Origin of the sequence: Rhodohalobacter sp. 614A (assembly GCF_021462415.1) — a bacterium.
Lineage (GTDB): Bacteria > Bacteroidota > Rhodothermia > Balneolales > Balneolaceae > Rhodohalobacter.
Window position 1 is genome coordinate 70780 of sequence record NZ_JAKEDS010000002.1, and the last position, 23963, is coordinate 94742.

22 protein-coding genes are annotated in these 23963 nt (G+C 42.2%); 14 read left to right on the plus strand and 8 right to left on the minus strand.

The annotated features are described in order from the left end of the window. Positions 1-33 precede the first annotated feature (33 nt). A complete protein-coding gene (locus L0B18_RS09195) occupies positions 34-3309 on the plus strand; it encodes a S41 family peptidase (protein ID WP_234571468.1) in 3276 nt (1091 codons plus the stop codon). Positions 3310-3509: 200 nt separating this feature from the next. Here L0B18_RS09195 and L0B18_RS09200 read toward each other — a convergent pair whose 3' ends face one another. Continuing rightward, positions 3510-3971, minus strand: a complete 462-nt coding sequence (locus L0B18_RS09200) for a MauE/DoxX family redox-associated membrane protein (RefSeq protein ID WP_234571469.1) — start codon at positions 3969-3971, stop codon at positions 3510-3512. A gap of 160 nt (positions 3972-4131) precedes the next feature. Here L0B18_RS09200 and purF point away from each other — a divergent pair, with 160 nt between their 5' ends. From purF to serA, 3 genes are read left to right on the plus strand one after another with little or no spacing between them, the layout of a single operon-like run. Then, positions 4132-5634, plus strand: a complete 1503-nt coding sequence (gene purF, locus L0B18_RS09205) for an amidophosphoribosyltransferase (RefSeq protein ID WP_234571470.1) — start codon at positions 4132-4134, stop codon at positions 5632-5634. Next, positions 5634-6227, plus strand: coding sequence for a ribosome biogenesis GTP-binding protein YihA/YsxC (yihA, locus tag L0B18_RS09210; RefSeq protein ID WP_234571471.1), 594 nt, complete (start codon positions 5634-5636; stop codon positions 6225-6227). Before purF ends, yihA begins: the two co-directional genes overlap by 1 nt. Positions 6228-6252: 25 nt before the next feature. Next, positions 6253-7842, plus strand: a complete 1590-nt coding sequence (gene serA, locus L0B18_RS09215; RefSeq protein ID WP_234571472.1) for a phosphoglycerate dehydrogenase — start codon at positions 6253-6255, stop codon at positions 7840-7842. Positions 7843-7932: 90 nt separating this feature from the next. On the opposite strand, the gene L0B18_RS09220 is transcribed toward serA, so the two are convergent. Further along, the gene (locus tag L0B18_RS09220) at positions 7933-9228 is read right to left on the minus strand and encodes an APC family permease (RefSeq protein ID WP_234571473.1); all 1296 of its coding nucleotides are present in this window, start codon (positions 9226-9228) and stop codon (positions 7933-7935) included. A gap of 126 nt (positions 9229-9354) precedes the next feature. Between L0B18_RS09220 and L0B18_RS09225 the strand changes: the two genes are divergently transcribed. Beyond that, positions 9355-10500: an AI-2E family transporter gene (locus L0B18_RS09225; protein ID WP_234571474.1), complete on the plus strand. Its 1146-nt coding sequence runs from the start codon at positions 9355-9357 to the stop codon at positions 10498-10500. 36 nt (positions 10501-10536) lie between these two features. Then, positions 10537-11892, plus strand: coding sequence for an amidohydrolase family protein (locus tag L0B18_RS09230; RefSeq protein ID WP_234571475.1), 1356 nt, complete (start codon positions 10537-10539; stop codon positions 11890-11892). 37 nt (positions 11893-11929) lie between these two features. Here L0B18_RS09230 and L0B18_RS09235 read toward each other — a convergent pair whose 3' ends face one another. Next, positions 11930-13174: a Gfo/Idh/MocA family protein gene (locus L0B18_RS09235; RefSeq protein WP_234571476.1), complete on the minus strand. Its 1245-nt coding sequence runs from the start codon at positions 13172-13174 to the stop codon at positions 11930-11932. A gap of 262 nt (positions 13175-13436) precedes the next feature. Here L0B18_RS09235 and L0B18_RS09240 point away from each other — a divergent pair, with 262 nt between their 5' ends. Then, positions 13437-13832 (plus strand): DoxX family protein, encoded by a 396-nt coding sequence (locus L0B18_RS09240; RefSeq protein WP_234571477.1) that lies wholly within the window; start codon positions 13437-13439, stop codon positions 13830-13832. 81 nt (positions 13833-13913) lie between these two features. Here the strand turns inward: L0B18_RS09240 and L0B18_RS09245 are convergent, their stop codons facing one another. After that, positions 13914-14369: a cupin domain-containing protein gene (locus tag L0B18_RS09245; protein ID WP_234571478.1), complete on the minus strand. Its 456-nt coding sequence runs from the start codon at positions 14367-14369 to the stop codon at positions 13914-13916. Between the two features lie 26 nt (positions 14370-14395). Beyond that, positions 14396-14914, minus strand: a complete 519-nt coding sequence (locus L0B18_RS09250) for a PH domain-containing protein (protein ID WP_234571479.1) — start codon at positions 14912-14914, stop codon at positions 14396-14398. A gap of 168 nt (positions 14915-15082) precedes the next feature. On the opposite strand from L0B18_RS09250, the gene ccsA reads away from it, so the two are divergent. The 4 genes from ccsA to L0B18_RS09270 are packed head-to-tail and all read left to right on the plus strand — an operon-like array spanning position 15083 to position 18886. Continuing rightward, positions 15083-15730 carry a cytochrome c biogenesis protein CcsA gene (gene ccsA, locus L0B18_RS09255; RefSeq protein ID WP_234571480.1) on the plus strand — a complete coding sequence of 216 codons (648 nt, stop codon included), beginning with the start codon at positions 15083-15085 and terminating at the stop codon, positions 15728-15730. A 7-nt stretch (positions 15731-15737) separates the two neighbouring features. Continuing rightward, positions 15738-15995: a CcmD family protein gene (locus L0B18_RS09260; RefSeq protein ID WP_234571481.1), complete on the plus strand. Its 258-nt coding sequence runs from the start codon at positions 15738-15740 to the stop codon at positions 15993-15995. Further along, on the plus strand, positions 15985-16380 hold the full coding sequence (locus L0B18_RS09265; protein WP_234571482.1) for a cytochrome c maturation protein CcmE domain-containing protein: 396 nt from the start codon (positions 15985-15987) through the stop codon (positions 16378-16380). The genes L0B18_RS09260 and L0B18_RS09265 overlap by 11 nt, the downstream gene beginning before the upstream one ends. Before the next feature lie 4 nt (positions 16381-16384). Then, positions 16385-18886 (plus strand): heme lyase CcmF/NrfE family subunit, encoded by a 2502-nt coding sequence (locus tag L0B18_RS09270; RefSeq protein WP_234571483.1) that lies wholly within the window; start codon positions 16385-16387, stop codon positions 18884-18886. Between the two features lie 66 nt (positions 18887-18952). Here the strand turns inward: L0B18_RS09270 and L0B18_RS09275 are convergent, their stop codons facing one another. The 3 genes from L0B18_RS09275 to L0B18_RS09285 all read right to left on the minus strand — a co-directional run bounded on the left by L0B18_RS09275 (position 18953) and on the right by L0B18_RS09285 (position 20427). Beyond that, complete coding sequence (locus L0B18_RS09275) at positions 18953-19339, minus strand: DUF2237 family protein (protein WP_234571484.1); 387 nt, start codon at positions 19337-19339, stop codon at positions 18953-18955. After that, positions 19336-19743 carry a phosphoribosyl-AMP cyclohydrolase gene (locus L0B18_RS09280; RefSeq protein ID WP_234571485.1) on the minus strand — a complete coding sequence of 136 codons (408 nt, stop codon included), beginning with the start codon at positions 19741-19743 and terminating at the stop codon, positions 19336-19338. Before L0B18_RS09280 ends, L0B18_RS09275 begins: the two co-directional genes overlap by 4 nt. Positions 19744-19857: 114 nt before the next feature. Then, positions 19858-20427 (minus strand): sigma-70 family RNA polymerase sigma factor, encoded by a 570-nt coding sequence (locus L0B18_RS09285; protein ID WP_234571486.1) that lies wholly within the window; start codon positions 20425-20427, stop codon positions 19858-19860. Between the two features lie 204 nt (positions 20428-20631). Here L0B18_RS09285 and L0B18_RS09290 point away from each other — a divergent pair, with 204 nt between their 5' ends. The 3 genes from L0B18_RS09290 (at position 20632) to L0B18_RS09300 (ending at position 23963) form a co-directional block, all read left to right on the plus strand. Then, on the plus strand, positions 20632-21822 hold the full coding sequence (locus L0B18_RS09290; RefSeq protein ID WP_234571487.1) for a serine hydrolase domain-containing protein: 1191 nt from the start codon (positions 20632-20634) through the stop codon (positions 21820-21822). 150 nt (positions 21823-21972) lie between these two features. After that, positions 21973-22443 carry a hypothetical protein gene (locus L0B18_RS09295; RefSeq protein WP_234571488.1) on the plus strand — a complete coding sequence of 157 codons (471 nt, stop codon included), beginning with the start codon at positions 21973-21975 and terminating at the stop codon, positions 22441-22443. A gap of 185 nt (positions 22444-22628) precedes the next feature. Continuing rightward, positions 22629-23963, plus strand: a complete 1335-nt coding sequence (locus L0B18_RS09300; protein ID WP_234571489.1) for a TolB family protein — start codon at positions 22629-22631, stop codon at positions 23961-23963.

A 23963-nucleotide genomic window follows, 5' to 3' on the forward strand; every position in this document is an offset into this window, starting at 1 on the left:
AACATCTACGATAATCACCTTAAGGGGGAGCAAATGAATAAACAGATTTTATTTTCCTGTCTGATTTTACTGGCAGCTACACTATACACTTCCGAGGCAAATGCTCAAATTGATGCCCGCATGCTTCGGCAGGCTGATGTTTCTGATACGCACATCGCCTTTTCTTATGCCGATGATATTTGGATCGTTCCGATAGAAGGAGGAATCGCGAACCGCCTTACATCAGCCAAAGGAACTGAATCATTTCCTCGGTTTTCTCCGGATGGTTCAACCATTGTCTTTAATGCTAATTACGATGGTAATACGGATGTTTACGTGATTTCTCCCCTGGGGGGAATTCCTGAGCGAATTACGCATCATCCCATGGAAGAACGGGTTTTAGGTTGGTTCCCTGATGGAGAATCGATTCTTTTCTCTTCCAGTATGAAGAGCGGTCGCCAGCGTTTTAACCAGTTTTATAAAGTCTCAAAAGAGGGAGGAAACGCTGAGAAGCTCCCGGTTCCATACGGAGAATTTGGGGCTATTTCTCCCGATGGAGATCGTATTGCTTATACTCCAATTTCCCGCTCATTCCGTACATGGAAACGATATCGCGGCGGCATGGCTCCCGATATATGGTTGTTCGATTTGGAATCGTACGAATCACAAAATATTACAAACAATTCGGCCAACGATGAACAGCCGATGTGGTACGGCTCTACCATCTATTTTTTATCTGACCAGGGAGAAAATCAAAGAAACAATATCTGGGCATATAACACTGAGTCCGAAGAGACTCGTCAGGTCACAAATTTCAGCGATTACGATATTCACTTTCCGGCAATCGGCCCGTCAAATCTTGTGTTTGAAGCGGGTGGTCATTTGTATCTGATGGATCTCGAAACGGAAGAGTACGAAGAAGTAAATGTGGATGTGATAACAGACCGTTCCACCGTTCAATCCAAAACGGAAAACGTAAGCAACCTGGCTCAGAGTGCATTCATTTCTCCGGGCGGAGAGCGCGTACTTTTCCAGGCAAGAGGAGATGTTTTTTCTATACCGGCTGAACATGGGCCAATTTTGAATCTGACACAAAGTTCCGGAGTTGCCGAGCGATATCCGGCATGGTCTCCCGATGGAAAATATGTGGCCTACTGGAGTGATCGATCCGGAGAATATGAATTGACGCTTCGGGACAAAGCCGGCACAGGTGATGAACGGAAACTTACATCCACCGGCGAAAAATTTAAGTACAGTTTGTATTGGTCTCCAGACAGTGAAAAACTCGTTTTTGTAGATAATGCGATGAATATTCGCCTGTATGATATTGAGGAAGAGGAATTTACAGAGATCGATAAAGGTCTCTGGATGTTTGAAGGCGGACTTCAGAATTTCAGTGCGGATTGGTCGTCAGACAGCAAATGGGTGGCTTACTCACGCGGGTTGGATCATCAGCAAAATGCTGTTTTTCTTTTTAATACGGAAACAGGAGAACGCCACCAGGTTACTTCAGGATATTATCATGACCGGAGCCCGGCTTTCGATCCGGACGGAAAATATTTGTACCTGTTAACGAGCCGTTCGTTTAGTCCCGAGTACAGCGATTTTGATGGAACCTGGATTTATGCCAACTCTACAACGATTGCGGCAGTACCTCTGAGGGAAGATGTTTCATCACCACTGGCACCACGGAATGATGAAGTACAAATTGCCGATGAAGCAGATGAAGAAAATGGGGAAGAAGAAGGTGATGATCAGGAAGAATCTGATGAGCCAGAGGAAGTTGTTATTGATTTGGAAGGATTTGAAGATCGGCTGATTGAGCTCCCGGTGGATGCCGGGAACTATGGAAATATTAGTGGTGCATCCGGTAAAGTGGTTTATATGAAATATCCGAGAACAGGATCTGATGGACGAAGCGGAACTCTTGCATTTTTTGATTTGAAGGAGCGAGAAGAACAAACTGTCATTGAAGACATATTTGGATATCAGCTTTCTGCTGATGACGGCAAAATATTGGTTGGCAGTGGCGGAGGAAGGTATGGAATTATTGATCTGGCTCCGGGACAAAGTATCGAAACTCTATTGCGCACCGGCGAACTTTCTATGATGGTCCAGCCAAAAGAAGAGTGGCAGCAGATTTTTAATGATTCCTGGCGGTTTGTGCGGGATTTCTTCTACGATCCAAATTTCCACGGAGTAGACTGGCCGGCGGTTAAGGAACGATATCAAACCATGTTGGATGACGCAGAAACCAGAAATGATGTAAACTATGTAATCGGTGAAATGATTGCCGAGCTGAATGCATCACACACATACCGTGGCGGCGGAGATATTGAAGGTGCTGAAATGCGTGGTGTAGGATTGCTTGGAATTGATTGGAAATTGGAAAACGGCGCTTACCGCATTACAAATATTATCAAGGGAGCAACATGGGATAATGAAGTTCGGTCACCGCTTGATATGCCCGGAGTGGATGTATCAGAAGGCGACTATATTCTTGCAGTCAATGGCGAACGAATAAATACGAATGAAGATCCTTATGCGGCATTCCAGGGATTGGCCGGAAAAACCGTGGAGCTGACGATCAATGATTCACCCGATATGGACGGTGCCCGAAAAGTTATTGTAGAAACATTAACCGACGAAACACGATTACGTCACCTCGCCTGGATGGAATCAAATCGAAAACGTGTGGATGAAGCCACGAATGGCCGCGTCGGATATATCTATGTGAGAAGTACAGGTGTTGACGCACAAAATGAACTGGTTCGCCAGTTTTTTGCCCAACACGAGAAAGACGCCCTGATTATTGATGAACGGTTTAACAGCGGCGGTCAAATTCCTGATCGTTTTATAGAATTGTTGAACCGACAGGAACTGGCACACTGGGCCGTACGTGATGGAAAAGATTGGAAATGGCCACCGGTTGCACATTTTGGCCCCAAAGTGATGTTAATCAACGGATGGAGCGGTTCCGGTGGAGATGCATTCCCGGCTTATTTCAAAGAAGCCGGGCTGGGTCCGCTAATTGGAACAACCACCTGGGGTGGACTGATTGGGATTTCCGGATCGCCACAGTTAATTGACGGTGGAGGTGTAACTGTTCCAACATTCAGAATGTATTATCCCGATGGGGAGTGGTTCCCCGAAGGAGGTGGAGTTACGCCGGATATTCGTGTGGTTGATGATCCGACTCAACTGGCGAATGGAGTGGACCCGCAACTTGAACGAGCTATTGAAGAGGTTCAGCGGTTGATGAGAGAAAACCCGGATTCTTATCAACGTCCGGACCGCCCGCCATATGAAAACCGAACCGCAGATAATTAGAGGGTAATGTCAGTTTGAATACTATGATTAAATCGATTGATTAAGTTATAGTATTCAACATGGCGTATTTAATTCAAATACCTTAAGAAAATCTGGATAAAGGAGTGACTGAAATTGAAGGGTAATTATTCTTGATGGAGCACTAGTCAAACCAAACTATACGATTGGTATAAGAAATTTGCCAGACGGGGAAAAGAATTTTACGGGTTCACTTTAGCAGACGGCTTCCAGAAAAGAAAAGCTGCCATCAACACAAAAAATCCATTTCGGATTACCATCTTCCAACCAAACTGACTCCCAAGCAAGCTGCCAATCAGTGTGGATTCACCAAGTTCGCCGAAACATCCGCAATCCCCTTCTATTCCCTGGGTAAGTCCATAAATTGCAAAAATGAAGAATATCAGGTAGATGATTGTAGCAATCGGGTCAACAATTTTTGAAAAAAGACTCAGTGCCAAAAGACCTCCAACCAGTACTTCCACATATGGAAGCAGGTCAATAATCAGAGACTTCAGCCCGATAGGCAACCAGGTAATGTAGGCCACTGATTCAAACAAGGCGGAGTTGTCCTGCATTTTCAGAATTCCGGCGAAGACCAAAAGTCCACCGAGAATAAACCGAAAAAGATACTGAACGTAGGTAATGACTTTGTTTTTATTCATCGAACTAAATTACGAATATTTTGGATGAATATTTTTCAAGATAAAAGTTTTCACATTTGATGGCAGAAAAATCAACTCAACAGAATTAGAGTCTGTTATTTATAGCACTTTTCCATATCTTCCCTCTTACGATTAATTCTTTGATCATCGCCGTCAACAAATGACCGACAAACCTCACGATTATTGCGGGATTTTTGGAGTTTATAACCATCCGGAAGCCGCAGTCCTCACCTATTACGGTTTACACGCACTTCAACACCGTGGACAAGAATCAGCCGGAATTGTAACCACCTATTACGATATCAACAAAGGGCGATATGTAATGCCCATGCACAAAGATTTTGGGTTGGTTCTTTCTGTTTTTGATGATTCCAAGATCTTCAAAAAAGAATTGATTGGCCGATCTGCAATTGGCCATAACCGATATTCTACCTCGGGATCATCCAAAAATCCGGCAAATATTCAACCGTTTCGGGTTCATTACCGAAATGGAAACCTGGCAATTGGCCACAATGGAAACCTGACAAATGCCCGCCAGTTGCGCGAGCGATTTCGTGATGAGGGGGTTTTATTTCAAAGCACCTCGGATACGGAATTGATTCTTCACCTGATTTCTCACAGCAAAAAAGAGACAGTGGTAGACCAGGTTCTCGATGCTCTCAACCAGATTGAGGGTGCATACTGTTTAATGATTTTGACTGATGAGCAATTGATTGCTGTTCGCGATCCCAATGGGTTTCGGCCGTTGGCTTTGGGCATGATTGATGATTCTTACACCATAGCCAGCGAAACGTGTGCTTTTGATATTATCGGCGCGGAATATATTCGTGATGTTGAACCCGGCGAAATTGTGATTATTGACAGGGAAGCAGATATCAATCAAAAACCCAAGTCTCACTTTTTAAAACCAAAAGAAGGGACCGCACCCAGCCAGTGTATCTTTGAGTATGTCTATTTCTCCCGGCCAGACAGTAGAATTTTTGGCGAAAATGTCGATAAGATCCGGCGCAATCTTGGGAAGCACCTTGCCAAAGAACACCCGCTGAATGAAATCATTAAATATAACAGTGAGGACAAACGTCCCATTGTTATCTCAGTTCCCGATTCGAGTAACACAGCCGCCATCGGGTATGCCCATGAAAGCAAAAAAGCCGGTTATGATTGCAAGTATGATATCGGCTTAATTCGAAATCATTATGTGGGCCGCACCTTTATTTCACCGGGACAAAAATCGCGCGAGCAAAAAGTCCGTACCAAGTTCAATCCTGTTCGGGGAGTTTTGGAAGGGCGCTCGGTAATTATTGTAGATGATTCAATTGTGCGCGGAACAACGTCTCGTCATTTAGTAGATATGATTCGCGAGGCCAACCCGCTGGAAGTTCACTTTTTAGTGAGTTCGCCGCCCATAACTCATCCATGTTTTTATGGAATGGATTTTCCCGATCCCGATGAACTGATAGCCAATAAGTTTGACGGAAATACGGAAGCAATAGCCCGGGAAATCGGCGTAGATAGTTTGCGATATCTCTCAGCCAATGGGCTCGTTAGCGCTGTAAAAGAAGCCAATAATTCTCACCATAATTACTGTACTGCCTGTTTTACCGGAGACTATCCCGTACCGGTTAACTTTGGCGTGGAGAAAGAAGAAAACGAAATTGTTTGATGGCATTCGATACCGCCACATTTGTAACGAGTGCGCCCTCACTGAATGAGTGTCCGCCAGAAGGTCTGCCAGAAGTCTGTTTTGCAGGACGATCGAACGTTGGAAAGTCCTCGCTTATCAATACTCTTGTGAACCGGAAACGCTTGGCCAGAACAAGTAACACACCGGGAAAAACCCAGCAGATGAATTACTACAACATCGATCAAAAATTTTATATTGTAGATCTTCCGGGGTTTGGATTTGCAAAGGTTCCTGAAAAGGAGCGACAGCGTTGGGGCCGGGATATTCAACAATACCTGCTGAAAAGAAATACGTTGAGTATTATTCTGCATCTCGTAGACTCACGGCATCATCCCACCAAATTGGATAAAGATTTTTTTTATTGGATGGCGTCCAACCAGAAACCGTTTAGCGTGATACTTACAAAAACAGACAAGCTATCCGGGAATAAATTGGCAGCATCAAAAAAAGTTGTAAAAAAAACACTGGAAAAGATGAACATTGAAGTTCCGATTCTCGTCAGTTCATCAGAAACAGGCCAGGGAATGGACGAGCTTCAATCTCTGATTACAGAATTTGTTAACCGTAACTAGTAAATATATTTGAACCCAAGAACCTATGTCATTTAAAGTTTTATTGCTTGATAATGTAGACCCCGTTTGTGCGGATATTTTTAAAGAAAGAGGAATAGAAGCCGATCAGCCTCCAAAAATGGAGCTGGATGAACTAAAAAAAATTATCGGCAATTACGAGGCGGTTGTTGTTAGAAGTGCTACAACTGTCAATGAAGATTTGCTGAAGCACGCAGATAACCTGCAGATCATCGGCCGTGCCGGTGTTGGGGTTGATAATATCGACATTCCTGCAGCAACCCAAAAAGGGGTGCTTGTGATGAATACTCCGGACGGAAACACAATTTCCACGGCGGAACACACTTGCGGTATGATCATTGCCCTGGCCCGGAATATTCCACAGTCTGTAGAGAAAGTGAAAGGCGGGGGATGGGACCGGAAAAAATACATGGGTACCGAAGTTCATGGAAAAACCCTCGGAATTGTTGGGCTCGGAAAAATCGGGACTGAAGTAGCCCTGCGGATGAAAGCATTCGGAATGGAGATTGTTGCTTATGATCCGTTCACTACACAGGATCATGCCAAAGATATTGGCGTAAAACTGATGGAACTCGATGAATTATTGGGTGTCACAGATTTTCTAACTGTTCATACACCTCTCACGGAAAAGACCAAAAACATGATTTCTCTTGAAAATGAAGAGAAATTGAAACCCGGAATGAGATTGGTTAACTGTGCAAGGGGAGGAATTTATAAAGAAGAAGATCTTCCCGAACTCATTGAAAAACAGATTATTGCCGGTGCTGCACTGGATGTTTACACCACTGAACCTCCCTCAGAAGAGTTGTATGAAGTACTGAAAAATCCTGCAATTATTTCTACGCCTCACCTTGGTGCTTCAACTGAGGAAGCACAGGAAAAAGTAGCCGTGCAGATTGCCAGCCAGATTTCTGATGCGCTTGAGAACAAAAATTATAAAGGCAGTCTGAACAGCAAGTCTATTTCGTTGCTTACCAACGATGAAGTTCAGCCCTATGTTGAACTCGCTGAGAAACTTGGAAAGGTATCCGGACAGATCATGCCGAAAAATGCCAGTAACTTTTCTTTTGAATACACCGGTGTTTGCACCAAATATTCTGAAGTACTGACCGATGCTGTTTTGAAAGGAATGCTTGCTCAGTTTGTGAGTGAATCTGTGAATTTGATTAATGCACGTCATTATGCCATTGAGCGCGGGTTCAAACTCAGTGAAACCAACAAGAGTGATGACAAAAACTATAACGATCTGATTACCATTAAACTTGGTGACAGCTCTGACTACAAGCAGATTTCTGCTGCGGTATTTGGCCCGGGCGATTATCGAATTGTTGAGATTGACGGATTTGGAATCGAGTTGCGACTTGAAGGGGATATCCTGATGTATCAAAACATAGATAAACCGGGTATGCTCGCTGCCGTTTCCAGCACATTAGCCAAGCAAAATATCAACATTGGCGCATTGAGTCTCGGCCGAACAGGCAAGGGATCAAATGCCATTACGGCCGTCATTGTAGATAAACAGCTCGACACTGAAGAGTTGGAAGCTATTTACGAGCTTGATGGCGTAAGCAATGTAAAATACATTTCGTTGAGCTAAGAAAACTTCCATCAAAGGGAGACTTATTTCAAGTCATCGGATGAGTTGTCAGTAATAGAAAAGAATTTGTTACAAATACTCATCCGATGACTAAATTATTTCTGTCCTTTTCCTCTTAGCAATGGTGTGCCAGATCAATCCCACAACAAGAAAAGCCACACCTGAAATCCAAATAACGGGTTCAATCCAGAAGGAGAGAAAAAGGCATCCAAAAAGTCCCATAGCCGGAATCCAGACAGGATAGAGTCTTAGTTCTTTGGGCATCATCAAAGCAGAAAGATTGGTGATGGAGTAATAGATCAAAACCGTGAATGCACTGAATGACCAGGTAAAAATCACATCGCCACTCATTACCAGCAACCCGATGATAATTCCTGTAACCAAAACTGCCGCAGCGGGACTTTTGGTCTGAGGATTGATTTTTGATAAAACGTGAGGTACGTCACGTCGTCTTGCCATTCCCAGCAGTACCCTGGAAAGGCCTAAAATGAGATTGAGTAAAACCCCAAGCATTGCCGTTATGGCCGCGATCGTGATGACCGGACCAATGAGAGGAACGGAGAGTGTTTCGGCGACAATCATAAGGGGAGCGGCTTCACCATCTATAGTGTGTCCGAATGCATCGGCTCCCATAATGGAAAGTGCCGTAAGAGAAACCAACAGGTACAAAACCACAATGATCACCATCGCCAGAATAATTGCTTTTGGGATTGTAGTTCCCGGCGAATGAACTTCCTCGCCTAAAGTGGCAATTCGTCCATAACCTGTGTAAGCAACAAACATGAGGGCAGAACCATAGAGAATGGATGATCCGGAGGTATCCGTCAAAGCATTTGTGATGGGTTCAACTGGCAGCCCGTTCACAAAACCCGCTGCAACAATCAAAACAAAAAGTCCAAGAAGAGTTACCGATACAATCACTTTATTCGCAGTATTACTTCTTCGGATTCCGCCGGAAACCATAATCGTCATCACGAACAGTATCGCCAAACCGGAAATCACAAGTGTAAGCGAACCGGCCTGAAAATCCACTGCATAAAAGATATAACCCACGCATCCCAGAACAGCTGTAGCAGCAGAAGCAGATTTGGCAATCATAAACATCCAGCCGGCAGTAAAACCGAGATAAGAATTCAAAAACCGGTATCCATATTCATATGTTCCTCCACTAACCGGATGAGCCGCAGCTAATTGAGCACTGCTTAATCCGTTAAAAGTGGCCAGGATTGCTGCTATTACAATGGAAATTATGATTCCGTTTCCGGCAATTTGTGTGGCAATGGCGATACTCACAAAAATGCCGGTGCCTACAATGGAACCCAAGCCCATAAAAATGGCTCCGGGAGTTTTTATACTTCTCTCAAGTTCGTTTTTCAGGTTGCTCATTTTTCATGATATTGATTGAGTTTCAAAAAGAGAAAAACATGTACATTGACTGCATCTGAATGTAACCAGCTTACAAAGATGAGTGAAGATCTAAAAATATCATGTACTTAAATAATATGGATTGATATGATATCAGAAAATAAATGGTACATCAAATATACTTTTGGATTAGCCGGCCTCATGCTGACCATTTACACGATGGTGGTAGCAAAATCGGTTTTAGTGCCGCTTCTGTTTTCGTTGTTTTTTGCAATCTTGCTTTTACCGGTAAGCGGCTGGCTTGAGCGATATAAATTTCCGCGGGTACTCTCATCTTTTGGCGCCATCTTTTTAGGGATTATTCTTTTTTCTGGGGTTTTGTTCTTTTTCTTTACTCAAATGAATGATTTTGCCCAGGATGCCGATATGTTTGTTGAGCGCCTTCAGGAAATGCTCGCGTCGTTGAACCAATTTCTTTCTCAGTATTTTGATGTGCAAAATGTAATCCGGCTGGATCAAATTGTTGAGACACTTTTCAATTTTGTGCGCGAAAATACAGCCTCTCTTACCCGGCAGTTAAGCAGTGCGGCTTCAACACTTACAACAATTCTGCTTGTACCGATTTTTGTGTTTTTGATTTTGCTCCTCAGAGACATCCTCAAAAATTTTCTACTGAAAGCATTTGGACAAGGGGATTCCGGACAGGAGAAAAAAGTAAAAACGATCATTTTAAATGTGAAGGCAACGGTTCAAAATTACATTACGGGCGTGTTAATCGTGATGGGAATTCTCTCTGTTCTTTATTCCATTCTTTTGACTGTGATTGGAGTTGATCACGCTATTTTCTTCGGAGTTTTTGCAGGCATGATGAACATCATTCCATTTGTCGGCCCGCTTTTGGGTTCCGTTTTACCGATTCTTTATGCACTCATTACGATGGATTCTCTTTTCTATCCTCTCATGATTTTGCTCGGTTTTTACGTCATCCAACTCTTTGAGGGGAATTTAATTACACCGGTGATTGTAGGCAGCCAGGTGAGTATGAACGCTTTGATTACACTTTTGCTTCTTTTTGTAGGTGCCCAGGTTTGGGGCCTTGCCGGTATGATTCTTTTTATTCCGCTCGGAGCCATCGTGAAAGTGATTTGTGATGAGGTTGATCAACTGAATCCCTACGGATATGTGATGGGACGTACCACAGAAGATAAAAGTGAAGAGCGGAGTATACTGGCAAAAAAATTAAGGCAGCTTTCAGAAAAAGCATCATCTGAAAAAGACAAAAAGCCTGAATAGTTTCACAATCCTAAATTTAAAAAATCCAAGTCTGTTATGAGATCTTTCAAACGAGTTTTTCTGATGATTTGTGTGATTTTCCCTTTGTTTGCGACAACTTCTTTTGCTCAGTCACTGGTTATTAAAAACGTTCAGGTTCTGACGATGGAGAACGATCAGGTTCGGCAGAATCAAACCATTATGATTAAGGACGGATGGATTGAATGGGTGGGACCTGATAGCGAAGCCGAATATCCCGATGATGCAACCATTGTAGAGGGTTATTTTTACGTGATGCCTGGCCTTGCCGAGATGCATGCGCATATTCCTTCACCCGACCAGGGAGAACAGGCGATGCTCAATACGCTGGTTCTCTACCTTTCCCAAGGGATGACAACCATTCGCGGAATGTTGGGAGATCCTGTTCATCTTGAGTTAAGAGCCAGGGCAGAAGAGAGTGATTTTTTAAGTCCGAGGATTTTAACATCTGGCCCTTCTTTCAATGGAAATTCGGCCACTTCTCCGGAAATCAGCCGGCAGATGGTTCGGGATCAGGTGGATGCCGGCTATAATTTGCTAAAATTTCATCCCGGGATTACACTTGAGAACTTCAGTGCTATTACAGATGAAGCGAACAGCCTGGGTATTGAATTTTCAGGTCATATTTCAGAAGGAATTGGATTAGAACGATCCCTTGAAGCAGGGCAGGGGACTATCGATCATTTTGACAAATATCTTGAATTTCTGGCTGACGATGCCGAAAAAGAGAATGGATCTGTAATCTATTTTGGGTACGAAGAAACGCCCCGTGCGGATATTTCACTGATTGAAAATGCCGCTCAGATGACCGAAGATGCCAGTGCATGGGTAGTGCCGACAAATACACTTTTGGAGAATGTTTTCAATCCTGAATTGTCGGTTGAAGAAATGCAGCAATGGCCGGGAATGGAATACATGTCTGAAGACTTGGTTAATGGCTGGACCAATTTTGTGAGGCAACTCAGAAACAGCGATGACTATAACGAAGAACAAGCCCGCCAATACCTTGATATCCGGAAAGAGCTAACGCTTTCAGTTCATGAGCATGGCAGCCGGTTGTTACTTGGCGCCGATGCTCCCCAGATTTTTAATCCCCCGGGATTTGCCGCACACCGTGAGCTGGAACTGATGGTTGAATCCGGGCTTACTCCATTCCAGGCACTTCAAACCGGAACGGTAAATGTGGGCCGATATCTTCATGAAGAAGACACCGTTGGCAAAATAGCCGCAGGATATCGCGCGGATTTAATTCTGCTTGATGTAAATCCGCTTAAATCGATTCCATTTCAGAATCATATTCAGGGAGTAATTTATCGTGGCAACTATCTGAATAGCCAAGAATTACGCACTTTGTTGAATAATTTGAGGAATTAAAAGAATCTGTGAAATGAATTTGAGTCATTGCACGAGATCAGGAAAAGAGAACATCAGCTCCTTTACCCTGTGCGATGAGAGATTTATAGGTTTTCAGTTCCTCCTGAATATTTTGATCTGTCAAATCAATGGTTACTCCTTTTTCGGCAGCCAAATACGCCGCCTGAACGAGCTTTGAAACTTCAACTCCGAATTCCCAATTCAGGAAGGCATCTTTACCATTTAGAAAAGAATGAACCACATCCTGTTGCTCTGTTCCATATCCATACAAATCCGCTTCATTTGGATGGACGGGAAGAAGTCCCCTAGAAGCTGTTGATTTTTCCATTGCCAATTCAGCATCTGCCACGCCTTCAGCAGCTTCATCACCAATAAATATTTCCGAGGGAGAAATCAGAGAATTGATCTCCATGGCATAACCGGGGCCTAAAGCATCCATAGAAAGGCGGAGCCCTTGTTTATCGTACATCCAGGAATTGGTGAATTGGCCTTTTACAAGCTGGCCGGTTTCCGGGTTTTTGAATGTGATGATGCCTGTTACAAAGTCTTCCGCAGGAGTTTCAGCATAATCGACTCCAAATTTTTCCTTCAGTTGTTTGCGATATTTTGGTTGTCCCCATTTCAAAAGAGAAGTATCACATTGCACGGCAACCGGTTCCAGAAATGTGGGTGATTTTCCATGAGGAGTGAGAATGTGTCGACAAACTGCAATGCTATGGCAGCCCATGTCCGACAATACGCCGCCTCCCTGTTGGGCTGGATTCCAGAACCAGGCGTTATGTGGCCCCGCATGTTCTTCGGTACTTCGGGCCAGTGTAAACGAACCCATCACTTCCTGCTGTGGACGTAGTTGATCAAGGGCATTATTAACAGCTTTCATATGCAGCTGATTCTCATAATATGCCGTCAAAAGATTGGCGCCACGGGCAAGGTCTACCATTTTTTGCGCTTCAGCTACGGTTCGCCCAAGTGGTTTTTCACAGATAACGCCTTTTAATGGAGCTCCTTTTTGAACGGCATCCGCAATTTCTTCCATAATTGCCAGCCGGGTATAATTGGGTGAGTAAATAGCGATGGCATCGCAATGATTACACATTTCTGAAACAGTATTGAAAAGTTCAGGGTTTCCAAGTCCGTTTTCCTTAGCATATTTTGCCAGCTCTTCAGCTTCTCCGCGTTTGTAGATCGCCGATATTTCAATGTGGCGAACCTGCTTCATAGCAACAGCTAAAAATTTGCCAATAAATCCTGATCCTACAATTCCAATCTTCAATGCTTTCATTTAAAAATGTACTTTGGTGTGATAATTCAATAATGATTCTGACTTTTTAACGCCGTTAATCTACACAGTATATGAGATTCAAAAAATTTAAAAAGCCAAAAATTCGAAATATTTGACCTCATTGAGAGACCAGGTAATGATTTGTTTATCAGGATTTTATGATTAGCCGGTTTATTTTATTTGCAAATTAAAATCGAGGAATTAAATTCAGTGAGGTCTGGCAGTGGAATAAACGTCTATCTTAAATAAAAGAAGGAGAAATATGGCAGGTATCGATAATAAATACAGTGATTTAGCGCTGTTGATTCTGCGGATTGGAGTTGGAGTCATTTTTATTGTATCAGGCTGGGGGAAGTTGACCGGTATTGAAGGTGTGCAAGGTTTTTTTGGCACTGCTGGAATACCTCTTCCAGGGATTATGGCATGGGTTGTGGCTCTTATTGAGTTTTTTGGAGGAATGATGGTTGTTTTTGGCGCCTATGCAAAAATACCGTATTTGTTATTGGCTATTATAATGCTGGTAGCAATATTTACGGTTAAAATTGATCAGGGATTTGGAGCATCTCGATTGGAGCTAATGCTTCTATTGACATGTTTCGCTTTGTTTTTGACCGGGAGTGGCCAATATTCTATTGATTACAAGATAGCGACTCGTTAATTCAGCAATAAAACTTATCGGATGAGTGAATCATTTTAAAATGACATGGATTACAATCACTCATCCGATCATTCGTTTCTTCTACTCTCCTTCAACTTCAGATAAATGTTCTGTGAGTTCCATTCCCTCTTCGCCAATATAAAACACAACCAGTCGAACAGGCTCATCGCCAACGTTTTTCCCATAATGCCATGTGTTTACAACTTCGGCAAATGCATCTCCGGTCCGAAAAATTTTAGTCTCTCCATCTTTAATAGTAACCTCAAGTTCCCCACTCATAATATAGGCAAGCGAAGCCACAGGATGACGATGAAAAGCTGTTTCAGAACCCGGCGCAAATTCTATATGCAAAGCGGTTATTTCGGCAGATTCCGTCTTCGGATATTCAATCGGTTGATTATTCCAGGCTGTAGAGGTTTGAAGAAGTTGAGTGCTGGTTACCGGTTCGTCGGCTGTTTGTGATGTGCTTTGTTCACAGGTAACCACTAACAAAGAAATGGCCACGATAACGGCAAATAAGAGAAGTTTTAATTTCATGGAAAGCAAGTTAAACGGTTAGGTTTTCAGTCTCCCTCAAAATGCTTCTTTTCCTGATTATATTCATCATTAGTTATCAGACCTTGTTGCCATAAGCCTGTCAGGTAATCCAGTCTGTCCATACTGCCGGGATTTAACTCCGTTTTTTGGGAATTTCTTTTCTTTTGATCCAGAATTCGTTTTCTCTGCATTTCGGCAGCTTTAAGAATCATCTTGGCTAGATCCTCAGGATTTTCAAGTCCTATAAGTTCAACTCTTCTTGTATTGGTTTTTAATTGAAGAGTACCGATTCCAAATTTTTTATCTGTCCAGCGCTGATGGATGTCAACCTCGTTGATGTTTTCAATGTCTACCATCTCCGTGTATGTGGGATGAACAGTTGTAATAGACCGATCCGTAATTTTATAAAATGTGCCAGAAAGCTCACTGATTTTTTTGTAAAGAATATAAAGACCAACAAGAAGAGGAGTTAAAAGAACACCGATTACATACCACCAAAAATGGTGGCTTTTTCTCGGTTCTAAACGGATTGTTTTTTCAGTCATAGGTTTAAAATAACAAATGATCGTGAACAGTCATTCAGCTTTTCAAGCGATGACATGCCGATTAATCACAAGAAAATCTTCAAAACCTTCATAATCAGTTTATAAAAAACTCGTTCATTTTTGTTATCTTTTTCAACTGTACTAAATGCAAATTGAGCCATCACGAATTTGAAAATTTGGAAAATTGTAGTGTCGGTTTGGATGACGATTGTCATTACTGCCGGCTTCCTCATTCAGATACCCGATATTCCAATTTTACAGCAGTCAGCCCGGAATCTGTTTCTGCATGTGCCCATGTGGTTTACAATGATGGTGGCGTTTGCCATGGGGTTTTATTTCAGCATCCGTTATTTGAATGATGAACAGATGAAATGGGATCGAAAAGCGGAAACGGCTACATCGGTCGGTTTGCTTTTTGGAATTTGTGGCCTGTTTACCGGATCGCTTTGGGCACGATTTACATGGGGTGCCTGGTGGACGTTTGCCGAACCCCGAATGAATTTAGCCGCTTTGGCAATGCTGGTTTTTGTAGCTTATTTTATTTTACGGTCAGCTTTTAACGATCCGGAAAAAAAGGCGAAAATTTCAGCAGTCTATAATATTTTTGGAGTTACCACGATCCCGTTTTTATTGTATATCATCCCGAGGCAGTTACCGAGTTTACATCCCGGTGCCGAGGGAAATCCGGCATTCAGCGAAATAACCGCGCCCGAACTGAGATATATTTTTTATCCGGCCATTATCGGCTTTATAGGATTATCAATCTGGATTATGGATGTTGTTAACAGGTATAAGATTTTGCGGGAGCGCGTATAAGCGAATCATGGGAATAAATATACAAGATTCAACAAAAACCGCCGTTGATACCCTTACAACCAGTTACTCCGGTAAATGGGATGGGGTTGAAGGCATTGAACAATCGTCCGGATTTATACAAATGATGGCATCCAACGATCTTATTTTTGTAGTTTTAGGAGTGAGTTTAATTATCTGGTTTGTATTACTTTTCTACCTGATACGGGTTGACAGAAAAGTGGGCAAGCTGGAAAAATCATTGAAGGAAGAATCAGATGAAGCCTAAATTAATTATCGGTATTGTTTCCATTATTGTTTTTACATCCCTTCTGATGTACAACTTTGGAAACAGCATTAGTACATATGTAAACTTTGAAGAGGCCGAAGGCCGGTCATCTTCGCACGTGGTTGGTGTGTGGGATTCTTCACAAGATTATGGATTTTCTCGGGATACCATGCAATTCGTTTTTTATATGGAAGACCGCTCCGGAAATGTTCGAAAGGTGATCTATCCACGACCTAAACCGAATAATTTTGAACAGGCCACCCAGCTTGTTGTCATTGGTGAGATGAAGAATGATGTATTTTATGCAAACGAAATGCTCATGAAATGCCCTTCCAAATATAATGACGAGCCGCAGTTTGAGCAGGTGAACGCGACAGAGAGCTAACAACATGATTGCAGAAGCAGGACGCTGGTTTTTATCCATTGCTTTTATCTCCTCTGTGTTTACGATGGTTTTGTATGCGTATGCATCCATCAAACACGATAAAAAAGCGGAGCAGATTTCAAACTGGTTATGGGGCTTGAAGGGAATTCTTGTTACGGCTGCATCCGCAGCTTTGATCTACCTGATTATGACTCACCAGTTCCAATACTTTTACGTATGGAATTATACAAGCCTCGACCTTGAACCCCAGTATCTTTTTTCAGCTTTTTACGGCGGACAGGAGGGAAGCTTTCTTCTTTGGGTTTTCTTTGCTTTTTTAGTTGGCTTGGGTCTGATCAAATGGACGAGAAAACCTTATCGCGGGCCCGTCATGTTTGTAATGGCGATGACCCAGTTTTTCCTGCTTTCCATGATTTTAGGCTGGGATTTTGGAGTGGCAAAGATCGGAGCCTCACCATTCCGAACCATTGCCCAGGAAATGCCCAATGCTCCGTTTTTGCAAGCCAACCCCGGATTTGTACCACAGGATGGAACCGGCCTGAATGATCTCTTAAAAAGTCCCTGGATGATGATTCATCCGCCTATCATTTTTCTTGGTTTTTCTATGATGACGGTACCTTTCGCATTTGCCGTAGCATCTCTCTGGACAAAGACTTATCACGAATGGATTCGTCCGGCTTTACCGTGGACTCTTGCTGCAAATCTTTGTCTTCTGACAGCAATTTTCCTCGGAGGATATTGGGCGTATGAAACTCTTTCATTTGGCGGTTATTGGGCGTGGGACCCTGTTGAGAATGCCTCACTCGTTCCCTGGTTAATTGGTACGGCCGGTATTCATGCGATGATCATTCAACGGAAAAGCAAGCGAGCACATAAGGCATCCATTTTCTTTGCGCTGCTGGCGTATGTTTCTGTGATCTACCAAACATTTTTGACAAGATCCGGTGTTCTTGCCGATCAGTCCGTTCACAGTTTCGTGGATTTAGGTTTATACAATCAACTGCTTGCTTTTATTTTGATCGTAACCTTTATGGGTATTGGTTTCTATCTCTATCGATATAAAGAGCTTCCATCACCAGAAAAAGAGTCGAAGTTTTTGAGCCGGGAGTTCATGACATTTACCGGGGCCATGCTTCTGTTCATTCTCGGTATCGTAATTATTTTGGGTACCAGTTCTCCCATTCTTGGAAAGTTATTTGTTGATAATCCCACTCCGCCGGACATTCAGTTCTACAACGACTGGAGTATGCCGATAGCCATCATCATGGCGATTACCACAGTGATTGGCCAGTATTTGTTCTGGGAAAAACATACCTGGGAAAGTCTTGCAGGAGAATTAATTACTCCACTCTTGGTTACTTCAACCATTTCTGTTATTTCCATTGTATTAGGGAATGTGACATCGCTGTACTACATGATTTACATTTTTGCCGGCTGGTTTACAGTGATTGGAAATGGAACTGTACTGATCAGGTTGCTGAGAAAAAACCCAAAACTCGTGGGTGGCACACTGACACACATTGGTTTTGGTTTACTTCTTCTAGGAATTATTTCGTCATCGGTTTATACCACACCAATGCTCGATAAACGAACGGAAGATTATAATCTCAGGGTAGAACAGGGAGATGTGATTGATGAAGAAGGATTTCCCATCACACAAAAAGTGGAAATGTTTGAGTTGACCATCAATCAACCCAAGCTGATCAGTGATAAATATATGGTGACATACGAGGGCTATGAACTAAGCGATTCACCTCGTCCGGGGCAACAAAATTATCGGCTGAAATTTGAACCGATTGAAGGCGGTAATCCATTCTATCTTTCTCCGGAAGTCTATCCAATGCTTACTTCTTCAGGGCCTAATAGTGTTGAATGGTCGGTGGATCCTCACGTTCGCACAGGATGGTTTAATGATATTTATCTCTACGTGGCGGGTAGCCAATATGTTGAAAAGAGGAATGAAGCGGTTGAGCAGAATTCTCAAAATCAGCCAATGATTCCGGTCGGTGATGCTCAAAGTGAAGATCAGCAAGCTGAAGAAGATGTTCAAACAATAGAGTTGAGCCAAGGTGAAACGACAACAGCCGGGCCATTTCAGTTCACGTTTCAGAATTTTGTACCTGCAAGTGAAGAGTCACTTCCCGAGAATACACAAATTGGAATTCGATCTCTTATTCGAATTGAGCACGAACCTTCTGGTCGTGCATTTGAAGCGGAACCACTATTTGCCGTGTATACAGAAGATGACAGAAGTTATACCTATTCACCGCCGATTGATATCCAGGAGTGGGGAATGAGTGTTCTGTTTACCAGTGTACATCCGGAAACAGATTCCATAGAACTCAGTGTGTATGGATTGGACGAAAACTTTGAAGAGGATTGGGTTCTTGTAGTAGCGGAACAGAAACCGTTCGTTTCCATTGTTTGGATGGGAACTTTTATGCTTATGGCTGGTTTTTCGGTATCCATTTTTCGGCATTGGGCTCGCGAAAAGAATACTGTTTAATTATGTACAATTGAATGAAGATTGCAGAAATCAGAAGTGTTTCATGCTTCTGATTTTAACTGTTTGCTATTCAGTTTTTCGGCCTTCTTTATACGCATATTCCAAAAGTACTTCCATTGAAACTACTTCTAAAGTCAGTTCATTTGTAGCTTCGAGTACTACCAGGGGAGCCATTCCTTCATTGTAAGCTTCTTTCCATCGGGCAGCACAAAGGCACCATTTATCGCCAGGTTTCAATCCGGGAAAATTGAATTGTGGCATTGGAGTGGACAGATCATTCCCTTTGGCCTTAGAAAATTCAAGAAATTCTTCAGTCATAATAGCACATACCATATGATCTCCACGATCGTCCTCACCCGAATCACAACATCCATTTCTGTAATAACCGGTTACTGGATCGGTACTGCAATTTTGTAAAGATTCTCCAAAAACGTTTTTCGACTGAAAGTTCATTCTTCTAAAAAATCTAATTCAAGAGAGTTAGTATTGATCTTCCTGTAAAAGCATGATTTTCTATGCTTGCCATCTTTATTGGTCGTATGGCAGGCGCCATCGCCATCCAGGGTTACTTTATAAATAATTGCATCCTGATCGCAATCCACAAGAATTTCATCAATTAAAAGGGTATTCCCGGAGGTTTCACCTTTCACCCAAAACTGGTTTCTGCTGGTGCTCCAAAAAGCAGCCTTTTTATTTTTGATGGAGTAATTTAAAGCCTCGCCATTGACAGAGGCTAGCATCAAAATGTTTCCGGTTGAAGATTCCTGAACCACTACGGGCAACAAGCCATTTCGCTTTTCAAATTGCATTTGAAGTTCTGTTCCTTCTTCGAGTTGCCGGGGATTGCTCTTGTCCATAGAAATAAGATCCAAAATTTATGTCTGACGATAAGATAAAAGATTTGAGAAGCTGTTTTTGAACAACTTTAAAAATAGAGAGGAAATGAGGTATAAATTGTAGAAAGTGGCGGATTAAATACTTTCTTTAATTTGGCTGTATAGCCAGGCTCGTGCCGTTGTCCAGTCACGTTTAACCGTCGCTTCAGATACACCGAGAATGTCCGCCGTTTCTTCTACTTTATATCCGGCAAAATATCTGCATTCCACAATTCTTCCCTGGCGTTCATTCATCTTTTCAAGTCTCGTCAGGGCTTCGTCCAATGCAATCAATTCATCAGCTTTTTTTTCAGTCATATAAAATCCTTCTTCAAACTCAACCGGTTGGTTTTCTCCGCCCCGTTTCTGGCGACTTCTTTTTTTTGCATAGTTCACCAAAATCTGGCGCATAGCCCGGGCGGCCACACCAAAAAAGTGTCGCCGGCCATCCCAATCACCTTCTGGTGGAAATTTAACCAGTTTCATGTACGCTTCATGTACCAGAGCGGTGGTATTTATAGTATGCCCGGGGCGCTCCCGACGAAGTTGGTGATGAGCCATATTCCGCAAATCATCATATACGAGCGGCAGAATTTTTTTGATAGATTCAGAATCATCTCGTACAGAGTTCAGGATTGATGTCAATTGATGCTTTTCTTCAGACATAAATAGAAATCTATTATTAGAGCAAATTTATACTTCAAATAACCTATAGCCTAGTAAATTAGTTCTAATATCTACCACAAACCTGATTGGTTCGCCATCAGATTTATATACTACTCCTTTAATAGGGTTGAGCTGTTTCAAACATAAATAATGCATAGCAAATAAACCATAGCCATTAATTTATGTAGATTTGAAATGAGTAGAATGAGTAGAGTTAAAAATAACACGAAAGATTATAATGTCAGTCAGTTTTTTACAGTGTTAACATTGGTTTCATTATTACTTTTTGGGACCATTTCATGTAGTGATAATTCAACAGGCACAGAACCGGATCCTAAAGAACCAGAAAGTATTTCACAGGTAGATACGGCTGTAAATAGTTTTATGAGTCAATACAGTGTACCGGGTTTGTCAGTAGCGATTACAAAAGACGGAAATCTGGTGTATGCAAAAAGTTACGGACATGCAGATGCAGAAAATAATGTTGAAGTGTCTAATTCCAGTCTGTTCCGTATTGCCAGTGTTTCCAAACCTATAACCGGCGTCGCTATTATGAAATTGGCAGAGGATGGTTTGTTATCACTGGATGATAAAGTTTTCGGAGAGGGGGCCCTTTTAGGTACGGAATACGGCGCAAAAGCGTACAGCGCAAATCTGAAAAATATTACGGTTAATCATTTATTGCACCACACAGCCGGCGGTTGGGTGAATGACGAGACCGATCCGATGTTCCAAAATCTTGAAATGAATAATCATGAATTAATTTCATGGGTTCTTGATAATTATACACTCTCGAATGCTCCGGGGACAGCTTATGCCTATTCCAATTTTGGATATTCATTACTTGGCAGAATTATCGAAGAGGTAACTGGCCAATCTTATGAAAATTATGTTATAAATGAGATTCTTGGGCCCATGGGGATAAACACCATGCAAATTGGTGGTAATACAGCGGGGGAGAGAATATCGAATGAAGTTAAATACTATGGACAGCATAGCGATAATCCTTATGGCCATAATGTGACGCGAATGGATGCTCACGGCGGGTGGATCGCTACCGCCACCGATTTGGCAAAATTTCTTGTCCGGGTTGATGGGTTGCCCTCAAAGAGCGATGTATTACAAGCGTCAACCATACAAACTATGACAACGGGATCACAGGCAAATTCAAGCTATGCGGCTGGTTGGTCTGTAAACTCAGCAAACAACTGGTGGCATTCCGGTTCATTACCGGGGACAGCAAGCCTTATTGTGCGAAGTTCTCAAGGTTACAACTGGGTCATCTTGTGCAATACCCGGGCTTGGGAGAATACTTTTTTTAATGATTTGGATCTTCTTATTTGGAAAGCTGTTAATGATCCTAATACTGAATGGCCGGATGTGGACTTATTTTAAACAGTTTTAATGTTTAAGAATCAATGATCTGTATTTTGAGATAAAGCCTGAATGAAACAAGCTTTGAACTTCTGTTACTTTTACAAAATATGGAACTTTTTTTCTGATATCTTTTAACATTTAAAAACTAACGCATAAGACATAAAAATCATGAAAAAAATCTTTGTACTTACATTTATAGTTATATGCAGTATTTCTGTTGTGGACTCCGCTCAGGCTCAGGACAGAAAATTTGGAATCGGTGGTATTATTGGTGATCCCAGCGGCGTAACTGCAAAAGGCTGGCTTTCCGAATCAACAGCTATTGCCGGTGCCTTCTCAGTTAATTTGGGAGAGGACTATTCCTGGTTTCTTCTCCAGGCAGATTTCCTGAAGCAAAATACACTTGCCGTATGGGAAGAAGCTCTTCTGCAATCGCATTTTGGAGGTGGTTTAAGAGTAGTTTCCGGAGATTACTCGGATTATGTTGCACTTCGTGCCCCGATAGGAATTGATGTAAATGCCATTGATGCCCCCGTTGAAGTGTTTATGGAGGTGGTTCCTACCATCGATGTGGATCCCGAAATCTTTTTCTATTTTACCGGCGCAATGGGCTTCCGGTATTATTTCGGAAGTGATTGATATCCCTTTTACAGAAATACTATTATAATTTCAAAACCCCGGCATTTAATGTCGGGGTTTTTTTATTTCTTCAGATTTTATGAGCCATTATGGAGTTTGTTGTTGCATAGACCAAATGGATAACCACATATCAACCGAGGTGGATGTCCATATCTACAGACGATTAATTATAAAGATGACTATCTATGCGATCACAGTTTACAACTATTGCTTTATTGAAGAAATTAGCTGCAAATGGACTATTCTTTTTGTTGGCATTTATGCTCATAACATGCTCCGACAATCCAGGCAGCCCAAATTCGGAGCCTGAGCCGGAACCAGAGCCTAAGCCTACTCCCGAAGTGACAGTTGGGAATTTAGACATAACTACTGTTACAACAGGATTGGATCCTGATCCGAGAGGGTATACCGTTCTTGTCGAAAATGGGGAAAGCATAGATGCAGGCCCCAATGAAGTTTTTACACTCGAGGAGATTGATGAAGGGACGTATTCAGTAGAATTGAGTGATGTGGAGGAACATTGTACCGTCCAAAGTGCAAATCCTGTATCTGTGGAAATTGTGGCAGAGCAGACATCCACAGTTGAGTTTGAAATTGAATGTGCAGGTATTTTCCGGGAAAAAGTAGTTTTCTTCAGAAATGGTACACAGAGTGCAAAAACCGGGTATTCGCTGGCACAGCAAAGCTATTATGCAATGAACTATGATGGTTCAGAACTGGAAAGAGTGAAGGATTTAAATTTTGATGGACGAATTAATTTCTCATCAGATATTTCACCGGACGGCACAAAAATGGCTGTTATTTATATGGAAGACAGAGAATTTGATTCTCGGATCGGTATTATCAATGCTTATGATGATGAATTGATTTTCCTCAATGATCTGGAATCGGATGTCTCATATTTTTACCCGGTTTTTTCTCCGGATGGAAGCAAGATTGCGTACATAAAAACCAGCGATTCATCTACAAAAAGAGATATCTATATAATGGACTCAGATGGAACAAATATTGTTCAGGTTACAACATCAGGTGCGCTTGAGGAAAACCTGAATTGGTCGGCCGACGGTTCAAAAATTATATTTGAACGTTCAACGAAGGATTATAAATATCAGGGGATTTATTCAGTCAATACAGATGGAACCGGAGAGAAGCTGATAACTGATTCAGAAATGGAATTTACAGATCCGGTATGGTCGCCAAATGGTGATAAAATTGCAGTCGTAGGTTCCCAATTTGAACCGTATTATTACAATGAGGTGTTTGTGATGAACCCGGACGGAACAAATATCCAAAAAATAGCGAGTAAGGAGGGACAAAGCATCTATTACAGCGGTTTAAAATGGTCGCCGGATGGTACTAAGATTTATTTCTTATCGAACAGAGATGGTCAGCCGGATGCTGAGTTTGGATATGCTTATGCCTCCAAGGATATATTCATGGTAAATGCTGATGGCTCAAACCTTGTAAACATAACGAACACACCACAGGTTGATGAATCAAACCTCATGCTGACACCATGA

What these genes read in the sequence shown, in the direction of transcription:
- L0B18_RS09260 (WP_234571481.1), top strand. Translation starts at nt 15,738, where the DNA reads ATGGGAATAAATATACAAGATTCAACAAAAACCGCCGTTGATACCCTT.
- L0B18_RS09270 (WP_234571483.1), top strand. Translation starts at nt 16,385, where the DNA reads ATGATTGCAGAAGCAGGACGCTGGTTTTTATCCATTGCTTTTATCTCC.
- yihA (WP_234571471.1), top strand. Translation starts at nt 5,634, where the DNA reads ATGGCATTCGATACCGCCACATTTGTAACGAGTGCGCCCTCACTGAAT.
- L0B18_RS09300 (WP_234571489.1), top strand. Translation starts at nt 22,629, where the DNA reads ATGCGATCACAGTTTACAACTATTGCTTTATTGAAGAAATTAGCTGCA.
- L0B18_RS09265 (WP_234571482.1), top strand. Translation starts at nt 15,985, where the DNA reads ATGAAGCCTAAATTAATTATCGGTATTGTTTCCATTATTGTTTTTACA.
- L0B18_RS09230 (WP_234571475.1), top strand. Translation starts at nt 10,537, where the DNA reads ATGAGATCTTTCAAACGAGTTTTTCTGATGATTTGTGTGATTTTCCCT.
- L0B18_RS09250 (WP_234571479.1), bottom strand. Translation starts at nt 14,914, where the DNA reads ATGACTGAAAAAACAATCCGTTTAGAACCGAGAAAAAGCCACCATTTT.
- L0B18_RS09285 (WP_234571486.1), bottom strand. Translation starts at nt 20,427, where the DNA reads ATGTCTGAAGAAAAGCATCAATTGACATCAATCCTGAACTCTGTACGA.
- L0B18_RS09220 (WP_234571473.1), bottom strand. Translation starts at nt 9,228, where the DNA reads ATGAGCAACCTGAAAAACGAACTTGAGAGAAGTATAAAAACTCCCGGA.
- L0B18_RS09295 (WP_234571488.1), top strand. Translation starts at nt 21,973, where the DNA reads ATGAAAAAAATCTTTGTACTTACATTTATAGTTATATGCAGTATTTCT.
- L0B18_RS09235 (WP_234571476.1), bottom strand. Translation starts at nt 13,174, where the DNA reads ATGAAAGCATTGAAGATTGGAATTGTAGGATCAGGATTTATTGGCAAA.
- L0B18_RS09200 (WP_234571469.1), bottom strand. Translation starts at nt 3,971, where the DNA reads ATGAATAAAAACAAAGTCATTACCTACGTTCAGTATCTTTTTCGGTTT.
- L0B18_RS09245 (WP_234571478.1), bottom strand. Translation starts at nt 14,369, where the DNA reads ATGAAATTAAAACTTCTCTTATTTGCCGTTATCGTGGCCATTTCTTTG.
- serA (WP_234571472.1), top strand. Translation starts at nt 6,253, where the DNA reads ATGTCATTTAAAGTTTTATTGCTTGATAATGTAGACCCCGTTTGTGCG.
- L0B18_RS09225 (WP_234571474.1), top strand. Translation starts at nt 9,355, where the DNA reads ATGATATCAGAAAATAAATGGTACATCAAATATACTTTTGGATTAGCC.
- purF (WP_234571470.1), top strand. Translation starts at nt 4,132, where the DNA reads ATGACCGACAAACCTCACGATTATTGCGGGATTTTTGGAGTTTATAAC.
- L0B18_RS09195 (WP_234571468.1), top strand. Translation starts at nt 34, where the DNA reads ATGAATAAACAGATTTTATTTTCCTGTCTGATTTTACTGGCAGCTACA.
- L0B18_RS09275 (WP_234571484.1), bottom strand. Translation starts at nt 19,339, where the DNA reads ATGAACTTTCAGTCGAAAAACGTTTTTGGAGAATCTTTACAAAATTGC.
- L0B18_RS09280 (WP_234571485.1), bottom strand. Translation starts at nt 19,743, where the DNA reads ATGGACAAGAGCAATCCCCGGCAACTCGAAGAAGGAACAGAACTTCAA.
- L0B18_RS09240 (WP_234571477.1), top strand. Translation starts at nt 13,437, where the DNA reads ATGGCAGGTATCGATAATAAATACAGTGATTTAGCGCTGTTGATTCTG.
- L0B18_RS09290 (WP_234571487.1), top strand. Translation starts at nt 20,632, where the DNA reads ATGAGTAGAGTTAAAAATAACACGAAAGATTATAATGTCAGTCAGTTT.